General features: G+C 69.7%; 19 protein-coding genes and 3 tRNA genes. 12 read left to right on the forward strand and 10 right to left on the reverse strand.

Annotated elements, in window-relative coordinates; translation table 11 throughout:
• Positions 1 to 11: 11 nt before the first annotated feature.
• The 3 genes from ACIA6A_RS27410 to ACIA6A_RS27420 form a co-directional block, all read right to left on the reverse strand.
• The gene (locus ACIA6A_RS27410; protein WP_396100731.1) at positions 12 to 962 is read right to left on the reverse strand and encodes a RimK family alpha-L-glutamate ligase; all 951 of its coding nucleotides are present in this window, start codon (positions 960 to 962) and stop codon (positions 12 to 14) included.
• On the reverse strand, positions 914 to 2,152 hold the full coding sequence (locus ACIA6A_RS27415; RefSeq protein WP_396100732.1) for a hypothetical protein: 1,239 nt from the start codon (positions 2,150 to 2,152) through the stop codon (positions 914 to 916). Before ACIA6A_RS27415 ends, ACIA6A_RS27410 begins: the two co-directional genes overlap by 49 nt.
• Positions 2,153 to 2,244: 92 nt before the next feature.
• Positions 2,245 to 2,715, reverse strand: a complete 471-nt coding sequence (locus tag ACIA6A_RS27420) for a hypothetical protein (RefSeq protein WP_396100733.1) — start codon at positions 2,713 to 2,715, stop codon at positions 2,245 to 2,247.
• Positions 2,716 to 2,806: 91 nt separating this feature from the next.
• Between ACIA6A_RS27420 and ACIA6A_RS27425 the strand changes: the two genes are divergently transcribed.
• Positions 2,807 to 3,559, forward strand: coding sequence for an HAD-IIA family hydrolase (locus ACIA6A_RS27425; RefSeq protein WP_396100734.1), 753 nt, complete (start codon positions 2,807 to 2,809; stop codon positions 3,557 to 3,559).
• On the opposite strand, the gene ACIA6A_RS27430 is transcribed toward ACIA6A_RS27425, so the two are convergent.
• Positions 3,556 to 4,227 carry a DUF305 domain-containing protein gene (locus ACIA6A_RS27430; protein ID WP_396100735.1) on the reverse strand — a complete coding sequence of 224 codons (672 nt, stop codon included), beginning with the start codon at positions 4,225 to 4,227 and terminating at the stop codon, positions 3,556 to 3,558. The two genes, ACIA6A_RS27425 and ACIA6A_RS27430, sit on opposite strands and share 4 nt — an antisense overlap.
• 130 nt (positions 4,228 to 4,357) lie before the next feature.
• Here ACIA6A_RS27430 and ACIA6A_RS27435 point away from each other — a divergent pair, with 130 nt between their 5' ends.
• Positions 4,358 to 5,797: an LVIVD repeat-containing protein gene (locus ACIA6A_RS27435; RefSeq protein WP_396100736.1), complete on the forward strand. Its 1,440-nt coding sequence runs from the start codon at positions 4,358 to 4,360 to the stop codon at positions 5,795 to 5,797.
• A 48-nt stretch (positions 5,798 to 5,845) separates the two neighbouring features.
• On the opposite strand, the gene ACIA6A_RS27440 is transcribed toward ACIA6A_RS27435, so the two are convergent.
• Positions 5,846 to 6,697: a M15 family metallopeptidase gene (locus ACIA6A_RS27440; RefSeq protein ID WP_396100737.1), complete on the reverse strand. Its 852-nt coding sequence runs from the start codon at positions 6,695 to 6,697 to the stop codon at positions 5,846 to 5,848.
• A gap of 373 nt (positions 6,698 to 7,070) precedes the next feature.
• Here ACIA6A_RS27440 and ACIA6A_RS27445 point away from each other — a divergent pair, with 373 nt between their 5' ends.
• The 5 genes from ACIA6A_RS27445 to ACIA6A_RS27465 all read left to right on the forward strand — a co-directional run bounded on the left by ACIA6A_RS27445 (position 7,071) and on the right by ACIA6A_RS27465 (position 9,656).
• Positions 7,071 to 7,304, forward strand: coding sequence for a helix-turn-helix transcriptional regulator (locus tag ACIA6A_RS27445; RefSeq protein WP_396100738.1), 234 nt, complete (start codon positions 7,071 to 7,073; stop codon positions 7,302 to 7,304).
• A 23-nt stretch (positions 7,305 to 7,327) separates the two neighbouring features.
• The gene (locus tag ACIA6A_RS27450; protein WP_396100739.1) at positions 7,328 to 8,410 is read left to right on the forward strand and encodes a LuxR C-terminal-related transcriptional regulator; all 1,083 of its coding nucleotides are present in this window, start codon (positions 7,328 to 7,330) and stop codon (positions 8,408 to 8,410) included.
• Complete coding sequence (locus ACIA6A_RS27455) at positions 8,411 to 8,569, forward strand: hypothetical protein (RefSeq protein ID WP_396100740.1); 159 nt, start codon at positions 8,411 to 8,413, stop codon at positions 8,567 to 8,569.
• 83 nt (positions 8,570 to 8,652) lie between these two features.
• Positions 8,653 to 9,198, forward strand: a complete 546-nt coding sequence (locus ACIA6A_RS27460; protein WP_396100741.1) for a DinB family protein — start codon at positions 8,653 to 8,655, stop codon at positions 9,196 to 9,198.
• Positions 9,195 to 9,656, forward strand: coding sequence for a VOC family protein (locus tag ACIA6A_RS27465; protein ID WP_396100742.1), 462 nt, complete (start codon positions 9,195 to 9,197; stop codon positions 9,654 to 9,656). The genes ACIA6A_RS27460 and ACIA6A_RS27465 overlap by 4 nt, the downstream gene beginning before the upstream one ends.
• 51 nt (positions 9,657 to 9,707) lie before the next feature.
• Here the strand turns inward: ACIA6A_RS27465 and ACIA6A_RS27470 are convergent, their stop codons facing one another.
• Positions 9,708 to 10,319: a TetR/AcrR family transcriptional regulator gene (locus tag ACIA6A_RS27470; RefSeq protein WP_396100743.1), complete on the reverse strand. Its 612-nt coding sequence runs from the start codon at positions 10,317 to 10,319 to the stop codon at positions 9,708 to 9,710.
• Positions 10,320 to 10,420: 101 nt separating this feature from the next.
• Between ACIA6A_RS27470 and ACIA6A_RS27475 the strand changes: the two genes are divergently transcribed.
• Positions 10,421 to 11,161 (forward strand): SDR family NAD(P)-dependent oxidoreductase, encoded by a 741-nt coding sequence (locus ACIA6A_RS27475; RefSeq protein WP_396100744.1) that lies wholly within the window; start codon positions 10,421 to 10,423, stop codon positions 11,159 to 11,161.
• 15 nt (positions 11,162 to 11,176) lie between these two features.
• The gene (locus ACIA6A_RS27480) at positions 11,177 to 11,800 is read left to right on the forward strand and encodes an NADPH-dependent F420 reductase (protein ID WP_396100745.1); all 624 of its coding nucleotides are present in this window, start codon (positions 11,177 to 11,179) and stop codon (positions 11,798 to 11,800) included.
• A gap of 76 nt (positions 11,801 to 11,876) precedes the next feature.
• Here ACIA6A_RS27480 and ACIA6A_RS27485 read toward each other — a convergent pair.
• From ACIA6A_RS27485 to ACIA6A_RS27495, 3 genes are all read right to left on the reverse strand, one after another.
• Positions 11,877 to 11,952, reverse strand: a tRNA-Arg gene (locus tag ACIA6A_RS27485).
• Positions 11,953 to 12,046: 94 nt separating this feature from the next.
• A tRNA-Tyr gene (locus ACIA6A_RS27490) sits at positions 12,047 to 12,127 on the reverse strand.
• A gap of 13 nt (positions 12,128 to 12,140) precedes the next feature.
• Positions 12,141 to 12,214, reverse strand: a tRNA-Arg gene (locus tag ACIA6A_RS27495).
• 305 nt (positions 12,215 to 12,519) lie between these two features.
• Between ACIA6A_RS27495 and ACIA6A_RS27500 the strand changes: the two genes are divergently transcribed.
• The 3 genes from ACIA6A_RS27500 to ACIA6A_RS27510 all read left to right on the forward strand — a co-directional run bounded on the left by ACIA6A_RS27500 (position 12,520) and on the right by ACIA6A_RS27510 (position 14,213).
• Positions 12,520 to 13,026 carry an RNA polymerase sigma factor gene (locus ACIA6A_RS27500; protein ID WP_396100746.1) on the forward strand — a complete coding sequence of 169 codons (507 nt, stop codon included), beginning with the start codon at positions 12,520 to 12,522 and terminating at the stop codon, positions 13,024 to 13,026.
• A complete protein-coding gene (locus ACIA6A_RS27505; RefSeq protein WP_396100747.1) occupies positions 13,013 to 13,690 on the forward strand; it encodes a hypothetical protein in 678 nt (225 codons plus the stop codon). Before ACIA6A_RS27500 ends, ACIA6A_RS27505 begins: the two co-directional genes overlap by 14 nt.
• 346 nt (positions 13,691 to 14,036) lie before the next feature.
• Positions 14,037 to 14,213, forward strand: a complete 177-nt coding sequence (locus tag ACIA6A_RS27510; RefSeq protein ID WP_396100748.1) for a hypothetical protein — start codon at positions 14,037 to 14,039, stop codon at positions 14,211 to 14,213.
• Positions 14,214 to 14,467: 254 nt separating this feature from the next.
• On the opposite strand, the gene ACIA6A_RS27515 is transcribed toward ACIA6A_RS27510, so the two are convergent.
• On the reverse strand, positions 14,468 to 15,622 hold the full coding sequence (locus tag ACIA6A_RS27515; protein WP_396100749.1) for a Gfo/Idh/MocA family protein: 1,155 nt from the start codon (positions 15,620 to 15,622) through the stop codon (positions 14,468 to 14,470).
• Positions 15,623 to 15,726 lie beyond the last annotated feature (104 nt).

The raw sequence follows: 15,726 nt of genomic DNA on the forward strand, positions 1-15,726 counted from the left end.
GCGTCCGGCCCTTACGCCGCGGCTCGGGCCAGGATCGCCTCGGCCAGGTTCGCGCACTCGGCCGGGAAGAGCGGGAAGAACTTGACCGGCGCCACCATCTCGGCCTCCAGCAGCAGCAACCCGCTCGGCGACGCGGGGTCCACCACGAAGTCCAGGCGCACCGAGAGCGGTTCGTTGGTCAGCATCGCGCGCAGCGCCGCGTAGGTCTGGTGGATCACCCGGCCCTCCTGCGCGGTCAGGCCGGGATAGGGCTGCGGGTCCGGGTGGAGTTCACGGACCGGTTGGCCCGGCACCAGCAGCGGCGCCTTGGTGACGGCGTGCGAGATGCTGCCGTCCACCATGACCACGCCCAGCTCACGGTGGATGTCGATGGCCGCGATGTAGGGCTGGACGATCGACGGCCCGGCGGCCCGCAGGTGGGCGATCAGCTCGGGAAGCTCGGCGGCGGTGAATTCCCGCGCCCCGAGCGCGCCACCGGCGGCGATCGGCTTGGCCACCAGCGTCGGCCGTGGCCCGGCCAGGTCCGGGAAGAGCCCTTTCAGGTACGCCGCGTCGGACTCCTCGACGAGGGTGGTCGGCACGATGGGTACGCCCTGGTCGCCGAGCCGCAGCAGATAGCGCTTGTCCGAGCCCAGCAGCACCGTGTCCACCGGGTTGAGCAGCCGGGTGCCGTCGTCCTCGCGCGCACGGAGCCACCTGGCGAAGCCTGTGAGATCGGTCCACATGCTCCAGGGCGACTGCAACACCACCGCCTGGTACGAAGCCCACGCGACCGGTGTGTCGCCGTCCCACTCGACGACCTCCACCGTGGCGCCGCGGCCGGCGAGCTCCGCGGCGAGCAACGGCAGGTCGTAGTCGTGCCAGTGCGGCATCGGAAAGGCTCGCGAACTGACCAGCGCGACCCGCACGGCCGTCAGCGGGCACCCGCGATACTCGGCCGGCTCGCGGTCGGCTGCGCCCACGAGGGCTTTTCCCGACGCCCACGTCCCGCTTGAGCCGGCACCGCCTGGGCCGGGACAGCCTTCGTCATCACCTGGGTGGCCTCGGCGTCGCCGCTGACCTGCGCCTGCTGGGATCCGGCAGCCTGCGCGGTGACCATGACGACCGTCGCCTCCGCCTCCTTGCTCCCAGCCGCCCTGGCCCGGGCGGCGTTGTTGGCGGCGGTGAGGTTCTGGGTGGCAGCGCTCCCGTCCGCCACGGTGGCGTCGCGGACGACGACGGTGGCGATGCCGTCGGCAGCCTGCGGGATGCGCATCGTGGCGACCACGTCCATGGCCGGGACGGTCTCGGTGGCCAGGGCGGGCCTGCCGGTGAGCGAGTCGAGCAGCGAACCGGTGCGGGCCCGCTCCGGGGCCGGCTCCGGGGTGAGCCTCGGGGCGGTGACCACGATCGGGGTCAGGCCGGCCGCGTCGAGGATGGCCCGGGCCTGCTCCGGCAGCGCCTCCCGGGCGGCATCGGCCTGGGCCTGGGCCGCCATGACCTCGTCACGCAGGGTGCGGATCGCGGCGGTCGCGACGTCGGCGAGCTTCCAGGCGGCGTCCTCGGCGTTGAGCGCCTCCTGGTAAGCCAGGAAACGGTTCTCCACCGTGGCCCGGGCCATCACCATCTCCTGCTCGAGCGGGTGCAGCGTCGGGTCCCAGCCGTTCTGGTGGGTGAGCGCGTCCAGCAGCTGCTCGTCGGTGAGGTCACCACGGCGGTGCGCGGCCTGGGCGGCCCGGCGCAGCGCCTGCACCCGCTCGGGGTCGTCGGCCGCGACCGGCTCGGCTTCCGGGATCGCGTACGCGGTGGCCCGGCGCGCCCGCTCCAGGGCGGCGTCCGCGTCCTGCCAGGTCTGCCAGGCCGTCTCGACGGCGGCCTGCGCCTGCTGGCAGTTCTCCCGCCGGCGCTCGGCGGTGGCGGTGGCTCCCGCCGCGGCGACGCCGATCTCCGCCGCATACCGGACGACTTCCTGCGCCTCCGCGGCCTTGGCCTCCATCTCGGCCCGCTTCTGCGAGGCCGAGTCGGACAGCCACGCGCTGATCTGCCCCGGCCGGCGCACGCCGCGGGGCAGCGCCAGGCCGACGAGGGCGACGAGGGCGAGAACGACGAGGGACAGCCAGATGAGGGCCACCCGCCCGCTGTTGCCGCCGAGGATCTGCAGAGCGATGTCCATGTCTTGTTCCTTTTCCACCGAGGAGCGCCGTTAATCGATGACCCCGGATCCAATTCCCGCGCCGGGAAGATCCGAGGGTGCTGCCGGATCGATCAGGCGGCGGCGGGAGGTGCCCGCGGACCGGCCACGGCACGAACAGCCGTGCTGGTCAGGCGGGTGATGCGCGACCGGGCGGCCGGCGCGGGGAACAGCAGGAGGAGGAGCACCACAAAAATCGCGGCGACAACCGGGCCGAGGGTGAGCGGCACCCGGGCACCGGGGTCCCCGGCGGCCTGGACCGGGAGGACACCGAGCGTCCGGGCTTCCGGGGTGCCGGCGTCATAGACCGCGAAGGCACTGGCGGTGTCGGCGGCCCGTGCTCCGGCGGCGTAGGCCGCCGAGACACCCGCACCGGCACCGGAGTCGTCGCCGTGCGTCACGGAGGTGACCGCGGTGGTCTCCGCCCCGGCGGGGGCGGTGACCGGCGAGACAGCCGGAGCCGCCGGCGTGCCGAGCAGCGCGGCGAGGAACAGGGAGGCGACGAGCGAGAGCCGCGAACGACGCGACACACTTCGCAGCTCCATACACGACAACCTATCCGGCGACACCGGGGCGGCGCATCCCGGCGCCGGATATCGTGATCGATGCAACGTCACTTCTGAGGAGGACTCCCCCGTGCGGCTGGTGCTGGTGGACCTCGACGGCACGATGTACGACCGGGGAGCGGCCGTCCCGGGCGCCGCCGAGGCGATCGAGGCCCTGCGCGGGCGCGGTGACGTGGTCCGGTTCTTCACCAACACCGACTCGCAGTCGGCCGAGGGACTGCTCGCCCGGGCGCGGGCGCGTGGTGTCCCGGCCGGGCCCGGCGACCTGTTCAGCCCGGTCACCGCCGCACAGCGTCACCTGGGTGCCACGGCCGGGGCCCGGGTCCTGCTGCTGGGCAACGACGCGGTCCGCGGCGACCTGGCCGCGCACTGTGTCCTGACCGATAGGGACAGCACTCATGTCGTCGTCGGCGACTGCCATCGGGATCTGACCTTCGAGCTGCTGGACGCGGCGTTCCGGGCGGTCCGGGGCGGCGCCGAGCTGATCGCCCTCCAGCGGGGGCGCTACACCCGTAACGCCGATGGCGACCATCTCGACACGGGCGCGATCGTGGCCGCGATCGAATACGCCGCCGAGGTGGAGGCCCGGCTGCTCGGCAAGCCCAGCCCGGACTTCCTGCGCCTGGCCGCCGGGGACATGGGTGACCGGGACGAGATCTGGGTGGTCGGCGACGACCGCGCCACCGACATCGCGATGGCCGTGGCGGCCGGCGCGCGCTCGGTCCAGGTCCGCACCGGGAAGTACGCCGACCAGCGATCCCGCACCGACCTGCCCACCCCGGCCGACGTGATCGACTCGGTCGCCGAGCTCGCCACCCTTTAGACGACGCCGAGCTGCTCCATGCGGCGGATCTCGCTGCCCTGCTCGACGGCCATCTCGGCGGAGACGTCGTTGAGCTGCTGGTCGGTACCCCCGCGCTGGACGTCCGCGGACATCTGGATCGCGCCGCGGTGGTGGGCCGTCATCATCGTCACGAACATGCGGTCGAAGCCGGCGCCGGTCAGGGCGGTGAGCGCCGCCATGTCGGCCTCGCTCTGCATGCCGGGCATCGTGGTGTGATCGTGGCCGGGGTCGGTCGCCGGCAGCCCGCGGGCCTGCAACCAGGACCGCAGGAAGGCGATCTCCGGCGTCTGGGCCGCACCGATCCGTGCGGCCAGCGCGGCGAGCCCGGTGTCCGCGGCCCGGCCGGGAGCGAGCCGCGACATCGCCACCGCCTGCTCATGATGGACGATCATCATCTGGACGAACCGGGTGTCGATCGCGTTGTAGGTGGCCCCGGGCGGAGCCTTGATCTTGTCGGAGTCGGAGATGACCGCCGCCTCGCCGGGACGGCCGGGGACGATCACCCGTTGCGGCGCCGTGGAGGCCTCGCTCGGCCGGGGCGCCGCTGCGGATCTGTCCGATCCGGATCTTGTCACGAGCACGACGCCGGCCCCGATCGCCACCACGACCAGCGGAATCATCATGAACTTCAGCGCTGACCGGCTCATCGCTTCCTTTCATCCATGTAAACAAATGTTCCCGTGATCATGTTCGGCCACTACTGTAGCGATGAAGGTGAATACGCATCGTGCGCGACATCATCCTGCCCCCAGCGGTGCGTGGACCGGAAGGAGCTTCATGAAGCACTCTGCCCCACGAGGGCGGCAGCTCAAGCGCCTGGCGGTGCTCAGCGCGGCCGCCGTGGTCATCGGCCTGCTCACGGCACCCACGAGCGGGTCGGCCCAGGCCCCCGCCGCGGCCCAGGACACGCCGCCGGGGGTCGACGAGATCGCCAGCACCCCCAACCTCAAACAGGTCGCTTACCTGCCCAAGACCGGGCCGTTCGCCACGTCCGTCAACTCGGACTGGGCCTTCAAGGGAAAATACGCGTTCAGCGGCAACTACAACGGCTTCACCGTGATCGACATCAGCAACCCGAAGGCGCCGGTCCAGGCCGCGCAGCTGCTCTGCCCGGGTTCGCAGAACGACATCTCGATCAGCGGCAACCTGCTCTTCCTCGGCACCGACTCACAGCGGACGAACGACTCGTGCGTCAACGACCCGTCGACGACCGCCGCACCGGGCGAGCGCTGGGAAGGCATCAAGATCTTCGACATCAGTGACCCGCTGACCCCGGTGTACCTGAAGTCGGTCAAGACGGACTGCGGTTCGCACACCCAGACGCTGGTGCCGGGCAAGCGCCACGACCCCAACGTCTACCTGTACATCTCGTCGTACAACCTGGCCGGCGTGGACCAGCCCAACTGCGCCCTGCCGCACGACAAGATCTCGATCGTGCAGGTGCCGAAGCGCAACCCGACGGCCGCGACCGTGGTCAACGCCCCGGTGCTCTTCCCGGACGGTGGCTACCCCGGCACCCCCGGGCACAGCGCGACCACCGGCTGCCACGACATCACCGCGTACGCGGAGAAGGACCTCGCCGCGGGTGCCTGCATGGGTGATGGCGTCCTGTTCGACATCTCGGTACGCACCGCACCGAGAATCATCACGTCAGTCCGCGACGAGGTGAACTTCTCGTTCTGGCACTCCGCGACGTTCAACAACAGCGGCACCAAGGTCGTCTTCACCGACGAGCTCGGCGGCGGCGGCGCGGCGACCTGCAACCCGGAGATCGGCCCGGAGCGCGGCGCCGACGGGATCTACGACATCGTCGGGCACGGCAAGAAGCGCAAGCTCGAATTCCGCAGCTACTTCAAGATCCCGCGGACCAACACGCAGTTCGAGAACTGTGTGGCACACAACGGTTCGCTGATCCCCGTGCCGGGCCGGGACATCATGGTCCAGGCGTGGTATCAGGGTGGCATCTCGGTCTTCGACTTCACGAACTCCCGCAAGCCCAAGGAGATCGCCTACTGGGAGCGCGGCCCGCTCTCGGCCACCCAGGCGGTGACCGGCGGTTCGTGGTCGGCGTACTGGTACAACGGCTACATCTTCTCCAACGACATCGCCAAGGGTGTCGACGTGCTGGAGCTCAAGGACATCCGGGTGGCACTCGCCAAGTTCTACAAGACGGACGTCTTCAACGCGCAGACCCAGGACAACTTCCTGAAGTGGTGAACGCGTGATCAGGCCCGGCACTCCGTACGCATGAGTGCCGGGCCTTTTCTATTTGTTGGTCGTACTGAAGTGCATGTAGTCCTTGAGGCTGTGCCAGTGCCCGCCCCAATAGAGGCCGTTGGTCGTGAAGGCACGCGTCGCGCCACCCCAATGCATCATTCCCCGGCGGTACGCGGTGCGCATCGCGAACCCGGGTCCCTGGGTCGGATCGATATTGCTGCCCCGGATCATCGGGTTCTGCACCGGGTTCACGTCGATTCCCAGACCGTAGGCATGCTGCGACACCGTGCTGGTCCCGGCGACCAGACGACAGTTGTACGCCGCGGTGACCGTACCCATGTCGGTGATGTAAGGCGCGTTGATCGACATCGGAGCCATTCCCTGGATGCGGAACCGCATCCGGTACAGCGCGAGGAAAATGCGCTGGACCCGGGCCGCGATGGCCTTGTTGACCACGATGCTGCCGGAATGGCCGACGCCGTAGAAGTCGATGTAGGTGACCCAGACCTTGCGCAGGTTCGCGGGCAGCACCGGACACCCCTTCGCCGGGTCCCAGCCGACCTGCGCGGGGGTCACCCGCTCGATCCAGGACCGCCAGCCGGTCAGCGGGACCGGCGGCTTCGCCAGGTGCAGCACCGCGTCGACGCTGGGCTGGTTCGGCTTCTCGATCCCGTTCCAGGCGCGCAACTGGGCCGGCTTGATGCCGTAGAAGTCGGCGATCTTCTTGATCGTCTCGCGCGGGCGCACCACGTGGTACGGCGGCGTCACGTCCGCCGGTGACCGCGGGGCCACCGGGGTCATCGGGGCCGCGCGGGCCGCTGAGGCGGTCCCGAACACGACATCGGCGGCGAACCCGGCCAGCAGGGTCAGGGCGGTGAGGAAGGCGAGAAACTTTTTCATCCCCACCATTACGCAGCAAAAGACCATGATCATTCATGAGAATTCCGAAACCGGCGGACCGGTTCCGACGTCCCCCGTATGAACGTCGGAGCCGGCCCGGTCCGGTCTGCCCCCGTGCTTGCGGCGCGTGAGCCGCCATCGATGGCCCGGCGGCAGGGCCGCCCGGACCGTTCCCCCGTGCCCTGCCAGATTGCTGAAGCCGGGCCGGGAGGTCAACGAACGGGCCTCGGCGGCCAGCGAAATTGCGGGATATAGAAACGTGCGTTGCGGGTTCCCGCAATCCCGGCCGGATGCCGCGGCGGATCCTGGACCGCCGGCCACCGGCCGTGATTCCATGCGGGCGAACCACAGTGACCCGAACGGAGCTGGCACTTTGCCGAAGATCATCCTGTCCGACCGCGAGCGTGACCTGGTGGCCCTGCTGGCCCAGGGGCACACGGACATCTCCGCGGCCGAGCAGCTCGGCATCAGCGCGCGCTCGGTGACCAACATCCTGCGCAGCCTCATGGACCGGCTCGGCGTCGACAACCGATTCCAGCTCGGGCTGGCCCTCGGGTTCCTCCGCAAGGCCAACCTTCCCGGTCCGTCCGTCGGAAGCGAGAGCTGATCCTTTCGATGAGAATCGATGGAGTGACGCGCACCCCGGTATCCCTCGGCGCCGCCATCCCGTCCCTGGTCCGCTGGGGACTCTCCAGCGACGCCGATCTCGTCTTCCGCACCCTCGCGACCTTCGGGCCGCGCACCGAACGGGCCCTCGCCGCCGAACTCGGGCTCCCGGCCCGCCGGACCACCCAGGCCCTCGCGGAACTCCGCGAGAGCGGTGCCGCGGACGCCACCACCGACCCCCGCGTCACGGCCCGGATCTGGACCGGCCGCCGCCCGGCGGTCGTCGTCGAACACCTGCGCACCCGGCGGATGCACCGGATCGACCCCGAGGTCAAGGTCCGCTCGCACCACGCCGTGGTCAACACGCTGCGGGTCGCCGGCATCGACATCGGCACCGCGCTCGCCGGGGACTTCGCCGACGGCGTGCGGTATCTGGCCAGCCGCGGGGCCGCCCGCCGGCGCCTCGGCGAACTGGTCACCAGCGACCTGCAGGAATTCTGGTCGATGACCACCGAACAGGCGATCGACGTCGAGTCGGCGCGGGCCGCGTCGCCGATGGACGTCGCGCTGCAGGAACAGGGCGTCCAGTGCCGCCTGCTCCGGCCGCCACCGGCCGACGGCGACGCGCTGGACGTCAGCAGCCACCTGGTGAACGGCACGTCGTACCAGCGCTACGAGACCACCGACGTGCCACTGAAGATGTTCATCGGCAGCCGGCGCTCCGTCATCTTCCCCGCGGACCCGGCCGACCTGGAACGCGGCTACTTCGAGGTGCGGCGCCCGGGCGTGGTCGACATCCTGGTGCGGCTGTTCGAACGGTCCTGGGACACCGCCGTCAGACAGCAGCGGCAATGCGTCGCCCCGATCATCCTGTCGAGCCGGGAACAGAGCCTGATCGCCCTGCTGGCCGCCGGCCACACCGATCGGGCAGCAGCCGACAACCTCCGGATCAGCACCCGGTCGGTCACCGGCACCCTGCGGTCCTTGATGGACCGTCTGGGCGTGGAAAACAGATTCCAGTTAGGGCTGGCACTCGGTAGTCTTCGAGCTGCTGCACCGCCCTCGCTGGCCGCAGTAAAATCCGATTCAGCTCACGGGGAGTCCTGAATGTCCATGCGTCTCACTCAATGGGTGGCGACCATTTTCGCCGCCCTCGTCATCGCCACCGGTGTCGCGGCCGTCGCCGCCGCCTACAACGGCCACATCGGCATCAGCGCCAAGCCGGTCGACCCGCCGCCCACGGGTGACTGCCTGACCTGCGCCTGATCCACGGTTCCGGCCGTCCCCCGTCCGGGGCGGCCGGAACAATCAGGCCAGAATCAGTCCGCAATGGATGCCAGGCTGATGCCATGACGGCGGACAACCTCGACTGGAACGCGACATTGCGCGAGCAATGGGAGTTCCACTGGAATCATCAGATCAAAGACCGGCTGGCCGGTCTCACGGATGACGAATACTTCTGGTCACCGGTGCCGAATGCCTGGAACGTACGCCGTGACGGCACCGACGTCACGATCGACTACACGTATCCCGAGCCGGTCCCCGCGCCCTTCACCACCATCGCCTGGCGGCTCGGCCACGTCATCGTCGGCGTACTGGCCATACGCAACGCGGCCCATTTCGGGGCGCCCGCGGCCTCGTACGAAAAATGGACCTATGCCGGCACCGCGGCCGCCGCACTGGACCAGCTCGAAACCCAGCTCGACATCTGGCTGACCGGCCTCCGCACCCTCGACGACGCCGCACTCCGGGCCCCGGTCGGCGCGGACGAACCGTTCCCGGACGCGCCGATGGCCACGCTGATCCTGCACATCCACCGCGAACTGATCCACCATCTGTCCGAGGTGTGCCTCATCCGCGACCTCTACCAGCACTCCATCGGAGCGCCCCGATGAGCCGAGACTTCCAGGTGACCTTCGACGCCCACGATCCGGGCGCTCTGTCCACCTTCTGGCGCGACGTCCTCGGCTACATCCACCCGGCCCCGCCCGGCACCGACCTCCCCGAGGGCGCCGACGTGCTGGCCGCCTGGAACGACTTCCTCGCCCGCGCCGGCGTGCCGGAGGACCAGCGCAACACCAGGTCGGCCATCGAGGACCCGGACGGCCACGGCCCGCGGATGTTCTTCCAGCAGGTGCCCGAGGGCAAGGTCGTCAAGAACCGCCTCCACCTCGACGTCCGAGCGGCCCCCGGCCTCCGCGGCGAGGCCCGGATGGCAGCCCTCGAAGCCGAGAGCGACCGGCTGACCGCACTCGGAGCCGTACAGCTCCGCCGCGAGGAGCCCGCACCCCCGATGAGCGAAGGTTTCATCGTGATGGCAGACCCCGAAGGCAACGAATTCTGCCTGGACTGAGCACCACGGGCCGGGCCCAGACCTCGGGCCCGGCCGCCGCCCCTCCGGCTGCTACCTCTCCGGCTGCGCCGCTCCCGCCACGACGGGGGCAGATGCGGCAATGGCGTTGTCGATGAGGACGGCCGCGATGGCCGCGGCGGCGGGAAACGAATTGCTGTCGAGGACCCGGGTACGAGCCGAGGCGCCGTCGATGAGCAGCGCCAACTGTTCGCCGAGCTGTTCCGGGTCGGCGGCACCGGCCTCGCGGGCGGCCTCGGTGAGCCGCGCGGCGATAGCGATCTTGTACTCGCGCGCGTAGAGAGAAGCAGGATGCTGGGGGTCGTGGAGCTCGACCGCCGCCGCGATGTAGGGGCACAGCGGCGTGGAGGCGGGCATCTCGAACGCGGCGAGGAGCCGTTCGCGGGGCGAGAGGTCGGTGCGGTCGAACACGCTGGGCATGACGTCGGGATCGAATCGGCGCAGGTATTCGGCGACGAGCTCGTCCTTGTTGGCGAAGTGCTGGTAGGCCGTCCGCTTGGACACCTGGGCGGCGGCGCAGAGCTGGTCCATGCCGGTGCGGTTGATGCCCTGATCGCGGAACAGCTGCTGTGACGCGCTGACGATCCGCTCGCGCGCTCCCCGGCCGCGACGCAGGCCCTGAGGGCCCTTCTCCAACTCCGTCATGACCCGAGCATAGACCCGTCCGGTACGGATCGGTGTACCTAACTTGCGCCCCGGCCGACCTTCGCCTACCTTAAGAACACAGGTCGGTTTACTTAAGGGGAATGATCGTGGGAAAGCTCGATGGCAAGGTCGCAGTGATCACCGGCGGATCCACCGGCATGGCACTGGCCGGCGCCAAACTGTTCGTCGAGGAAGGCGCGCATGTCTTCATCCAGGCCCGCCGGCAGGAAGCACTCGACGAAGCCGTCACCCTGATCGGCCGCAACGTCACCGCCGTCCAGGGTGATGCGGCCGACCTGGCCGACCTCGACCGCTTGTACGACACCGTCAAGCACGAAAAGGGCTCGATCGACGTGCTCTGGGCCAGCGCCGGCATGGGCGAACCCGCCGCGCTCGGCGAAATCACCGAGGAGCAGTTCGAACGCGCCTTCTCCCTCAACGCCCGCGGCACCCTGTTCACCGTGCAGAAGGCCCTGCCGCTGATCAACGACCACGGATCGATCTTCATGACCGGCTCCAACGCGTCCCTCGGCGCCTTCCCCGGCTGGAGCCTCTACGCGGGAAGCAAAGCCGTCCAGCAGGCCTGGGCCCGCGTCTGGCTCAACGAACTGCGCGACCGCAAGATCCGGGTCAACGTCCTGACCCCCGGCCAGGTCGCCACCGCCAAGCAGGAAGAACTGTTCGACGAGGCGACCAGGTCAACGTTCGAATCCCTCATCCCCCGCGGAAAAATGGGCCGCCCCGACGAGATCGCCACCGTCGCCCTGTTCCTCGCCTCCGACGACTCCAGCTACGTCAACGGCCTGGAACTGGTCGCCGACGGCGGCACCACCGCCCTCTGAACGGGAGAACACACCATGAGCAGAATCACCCTCATCGGTACAGGCAACATGGCCCGCACCATCGGCAAACTCGCCGTGGCCGGCGGCAACACCGTCGAGGTCATGGGACGCGCCCAGTCCAAGGCCGACGACCTGGCCAGAACCCTGGGCGGCGGCACGACAACGGGCACATGGGAAGCCGTCCCAGCCGGAGACATCGTCATCACGGCCCTGCTCCACGCCGGTGTGGTCCCGGTCGTCACCGAATACGGAGATGCCCTGGCCGGCAAGGTGATCGTCGACATCAGCAACCCCTTCAACGCCACCTTCGACGGCCTGGCCCACAGCGGCGAAACCTCGATCGCCGCCGAAATCGCCAAGGTCGCCCCGCCCGGCGCCAGCGTGGTGAAAGCATTCAACACCATCTTCCAGAACGTCCTGGAGAACAGCCGCCCCGACGTCTTCATGGCCGGCGACAACGCGCAGGCCAAGACAGACGTGGCAGCATTCGTCAAAAGCCTGGGACTGCGCCCACTGGACGTCGGCGGCCTGAAAATGGCGCACTGGCTGGAAGGCCTCGGCGTGCTCACGGTAGGCCTGGCCAGCAACGGGATCGGCCACTGGAACCTCGCCCCCGGCGTCAACGAATTCCCCGCCTGAGCCCCACGGCCCGGCACAATGGAATCCGAACCGGTCTCGCTGCTACCCGGCAAAGGCTGCGAAACAAGGTCTGACCTGGTGCCCCCGGCAGGAATCGAACCTGCGACACACGGTTTAGGAAACCGATGCTCTATCCCCTGAGCTACGAGGGCGCGGTTGCTTATACTACCCGACCGGCGGTGACCACCAGCACCCGACAGCTCGCATCGCTGACCAGCGAATACTTCGATGGGACGGGTCCGGGCGTGCGGTAGGAGGGATTCGAACCCCCTCAGCAAGGCACCTGGGTTACAGCCAGGCCCGACTCTCCCACGTCGGCGCTACCGCTTGGGTTGGTGCGTGTTCCCAGCAGGATTCGAACCTGCGGCCTCGACGTTCGTAGCGTCGCGCGCTGTCCAGCTGCGCCATGGGAACAAAGGAAAACCGCCCTGACCTCGATGGTGAGAGGGGGCGGTTCGGCGCGCGTGTTGCGGCGCGCTAATCGGCCCGTCGGTCGGAATAGCGATAGGGCTGCGGGCGCGTCATGTCGTTCTTCCTTCCCGGGGCCGGTGCGATGTCGTCGGAACATAGTTTGCGCGACCGTCGGCGAGCGTGCCAGCGATTAAACCGGGCGACCAGCCTGTGACCGCCGCCACAGTCGCGCAACCGGGGTGGGGGATCCGGCGTCATTCTCGGACAGTCATCGACCCGGCGTCGTCTGCAGGGCGGGAACAGGGACATTGGCAGATTCGGCTGATTTTGAGGAGTTCTACGCGGCGTCCGCCGCTCGGGTGCTCGGGCATGTGTTCGTCATGACCGGGAACCGCGCCGACGCGGAGGATGCCGTGTCCGAAGCCTACGCACGGGCGTGGCAGCGGTGGTCCACCGTGCGTGCGGCCGACAGCCCGGAGGCCTGGGTCCGGCGGGTTGCCGCCCGGATCGCGGTCAGCGGCTGGCGCAAGGCCGTCAACCGGCTCCGGGCCCATCAGCGTGAGGTCGGTGACCAGGTGCTGGACGGTCTCAGTGCCGACCATGTGGCGCTGGTCCAGGCGTTGCGGTCGATCTCCGCGACCCAGCGCCGCGACATCGTCCTGCATCACCTGGTCGGGTTGTCGGTGGCCGAGATCGCCGCGGAGACCGGCTCCCCCACCGGGACGGTGAAGGCCCGGCTGGCTCGGGGCCGGCAGGCGATGGCCGCGCTGCTGACCGATCGTGACGAAAGGAATCTGGCCCATGAGCAGGCCTGAATGGCATGACGACCTCGCCGCGATCGCGGAGCACGGCAGCCGCACGGTGCTCCCGCAGCCGGTGGCCGCCATCCTCCGACAGGGACACCGCCGCCGCCGCAACCAGCGGATCGCCGGAGCTCTCGGTCTGGTCCTGGTCGCCGGGGCGGGCACCGCGGTAGCCCTCTCAGCAGTCCGCGAGCAGGCACCCGAGACCGGCCCCGGCCCCGCTCCGGCCGCGGCACCGACGGTCAGCCCGCCGCCGGACGGGGTGCTGGACGGCACGCGGGCCTTCTCGATCCGGCTGGTGAAAGGCACCGGCACCGAGGTCGTCGCCGGGTATGACGACGACGACCGGGTGATCGCGGAGACCGAGCGGGGGAAGGACTACGAGCTGCGCAACAAGTGGCACCTGGAGCCCTCACCGGGGGGCTATCTGGTCGTCCAGACCACGAAGCGCAACGGGAACGACATGTGCATGACCGTCGACGAGTATTCGAGCGTGCGGATGCGGGTGTGCAAGTCCGGCGCCGACGTGCAGGAGCTCACCCTCACGCCGGATCTCGCCGCGCAGGCCTACACCCTGGGGCTCGAGGGGACACCGCTGCACATCGACACCGACGACGGCATCGTGGCCCAGGGCAGTGGTGAGGTAGTCACGTTTCGGTTCGAAGTCGCGGGCTGAAGACGGCGGCCGGTTGACGAGTTCGCTGGAAACGGGTGCGGAGCGTAAACTGCAGGTACTCCGGAACTGGTAGTCCTCTGATGAGGCGCCTGGCGCACCGGCCGCGCGCGTGACGTTGCGGTTCGGTCTGTCGCAGTTGCCCGGCGATCCCTTTTGGCGATCCTGCCTTGGCACACCGGTGGGTCCTCTTTCTGGAGGCACCGAGATCTGCGATACGGCATGGGTCGGCTGAGGGCTGTCCCGTGCCGTTCCGCGTCATCAATCGCAGCGCACGCGGCGCCCAGCTGTCCCCGGCCTTCCGGCCGGTGCCGCTCGGCGTCTCCGCGCTGCAGCAAGGAAGCAGATCATGACCGTTCCCAGGCATGTCATCGTCACCGCTCTTCGTGAGCGGGGCCAGCAGCACCGCGCCGACTGGGTCGAGAAGACCCTGCCCGAGGAGGTCGACCTGAACCGCCAGGTCGGGCTGCTGGCGACCCTCAACCTGCGGGCTGACGACCTGGTCACGAAGGACGCCTCGCAGTAACCGTCACCGCAGACCGGCCGGTGCCCCAGACGGGCTGCGGTTGCGGCTCGCCCCCTGTCAGCGGCTCGGGGCACCGTGCCCGACAGTGCGTGCGGTCGCCGGACGGGTTGCCCGGGCCGCCCGGCGGCGATTCGTGACCGAGCGCGCCGAGGCCCGGATCTCGACCATCCGAGGTGGACACCTGGCGCTCTTCTCACGCCCCGGGCCGAGGTCGCCGTCACCGACCTGGCGGAGCTTCCCCGCTGCCGGCAGGACTAAAGCTCCGGGGAGACCCAGCCTCCGGACGCGACCGAGGCGGTCATGGCGTCGAGCGTGGCCGCGCTGCGGACCGCGTCGTCCAGCGTCGTGCCGTGCGGCTTGCCGGTGGTGATCGAGCGCAGGAACTGGGCCGCCTCGATGACCTTGAGGTCGTCGTAGCCCATGGCGTTGGCGGCCCCGGGCTGGAACGCCGCGAACTCCCCGTCGCCCGGACCGACGAAGACGGTGCCGGTCGGCTGGTCCTGGTAGGCGCCCCCGACGCTCAGCGTCAGCTCCCCCATCCGCCGGAAGTCCCAGGCCACCGCGCCCCGGGTGCCGTGGATCTCGAAGCCGTAGTTGTTCTGGTCGCCGACCGCGACCCGGCTCGCCTCCAGCACCACCCGGGCGCCCGACGCGAGCCGGAGCTGGGCCGACACGTAGTCCTCGTTCTCGACCGGGCCGAGCTCGCCGCCGTCGGCACGGGCGTGGCCGGCGGTCGCCGCGCTCGGGCGGGGGCGCTGGGGGATGAACACGGCGGTGTCCGCGACCACGGCGTCGATCTCGCCGAGCAGGTGGCGGATCAGGTCGACGCCGTGCGAGGCCAGGTCGCCGAGGACCCCACTGCCGCCCTGCTCCCGCGAGTAACGCCAGGTCAGGGCACCGGCCGGGTGGGCCGCGTAGTCGCTGAGGAAACGGAACCGGGCCCGGGTGACCATGCCGATCCCGCCGGCGGCGATCAGGTCGCGGGCCCGGGCCACGGCCGGGGCGTTGCGGTAGTTGAAGCCGACCGTGCCCCGGACGCCGGCGGTGGCGACCGCCGCGGCGACGGCCCGGGCGTCCGGGGCGGTCAGGCCGACCGGTTTCTCGATCCAGAGGTGCTTGCCGGCCTCGGCGACCGCGACCCCGATGTCACGGTGCAGGAAGTTCGGCGCGGTGACGCTGATCGCCTGCACGTCCGGGTTCGTGAGCAGGTCACGCCAGTCCGGCGTCGAGGTGGCGAAGCCGTACTGATCGGCGGCCGCGGCGGCCCGGCCCGGCACATCGTCGGCGACCGCGACGAGCCGGGGACGCAGCGGGAGGTCGGGAAAGTGGTGCGGCACCCGCAGGTAGGCCTGGGTGTGGACGCGGCCCATCCAGCCGAACCCGGCTACGGCGACTCCGATTGTGCTCATAGCCGCAGCCTAGATGTGATGTCCGGTGAGGTTGGTCAACCGTGTGATGGGTGGCAGGCCGCCGATGGCGGTGTGGGGTCGGTGATGGTTGTAATCGTGCAGGA

It is taken from the genome of Actinoplanes sp. NPDC051494, from assembly GCF_044454705.1.
Taxonomy (GTDB): Bacteria; Actinomycetota; Actinomycetes; order Mycobacteriales; family Micromonosporaceae; genus Actinoplanes.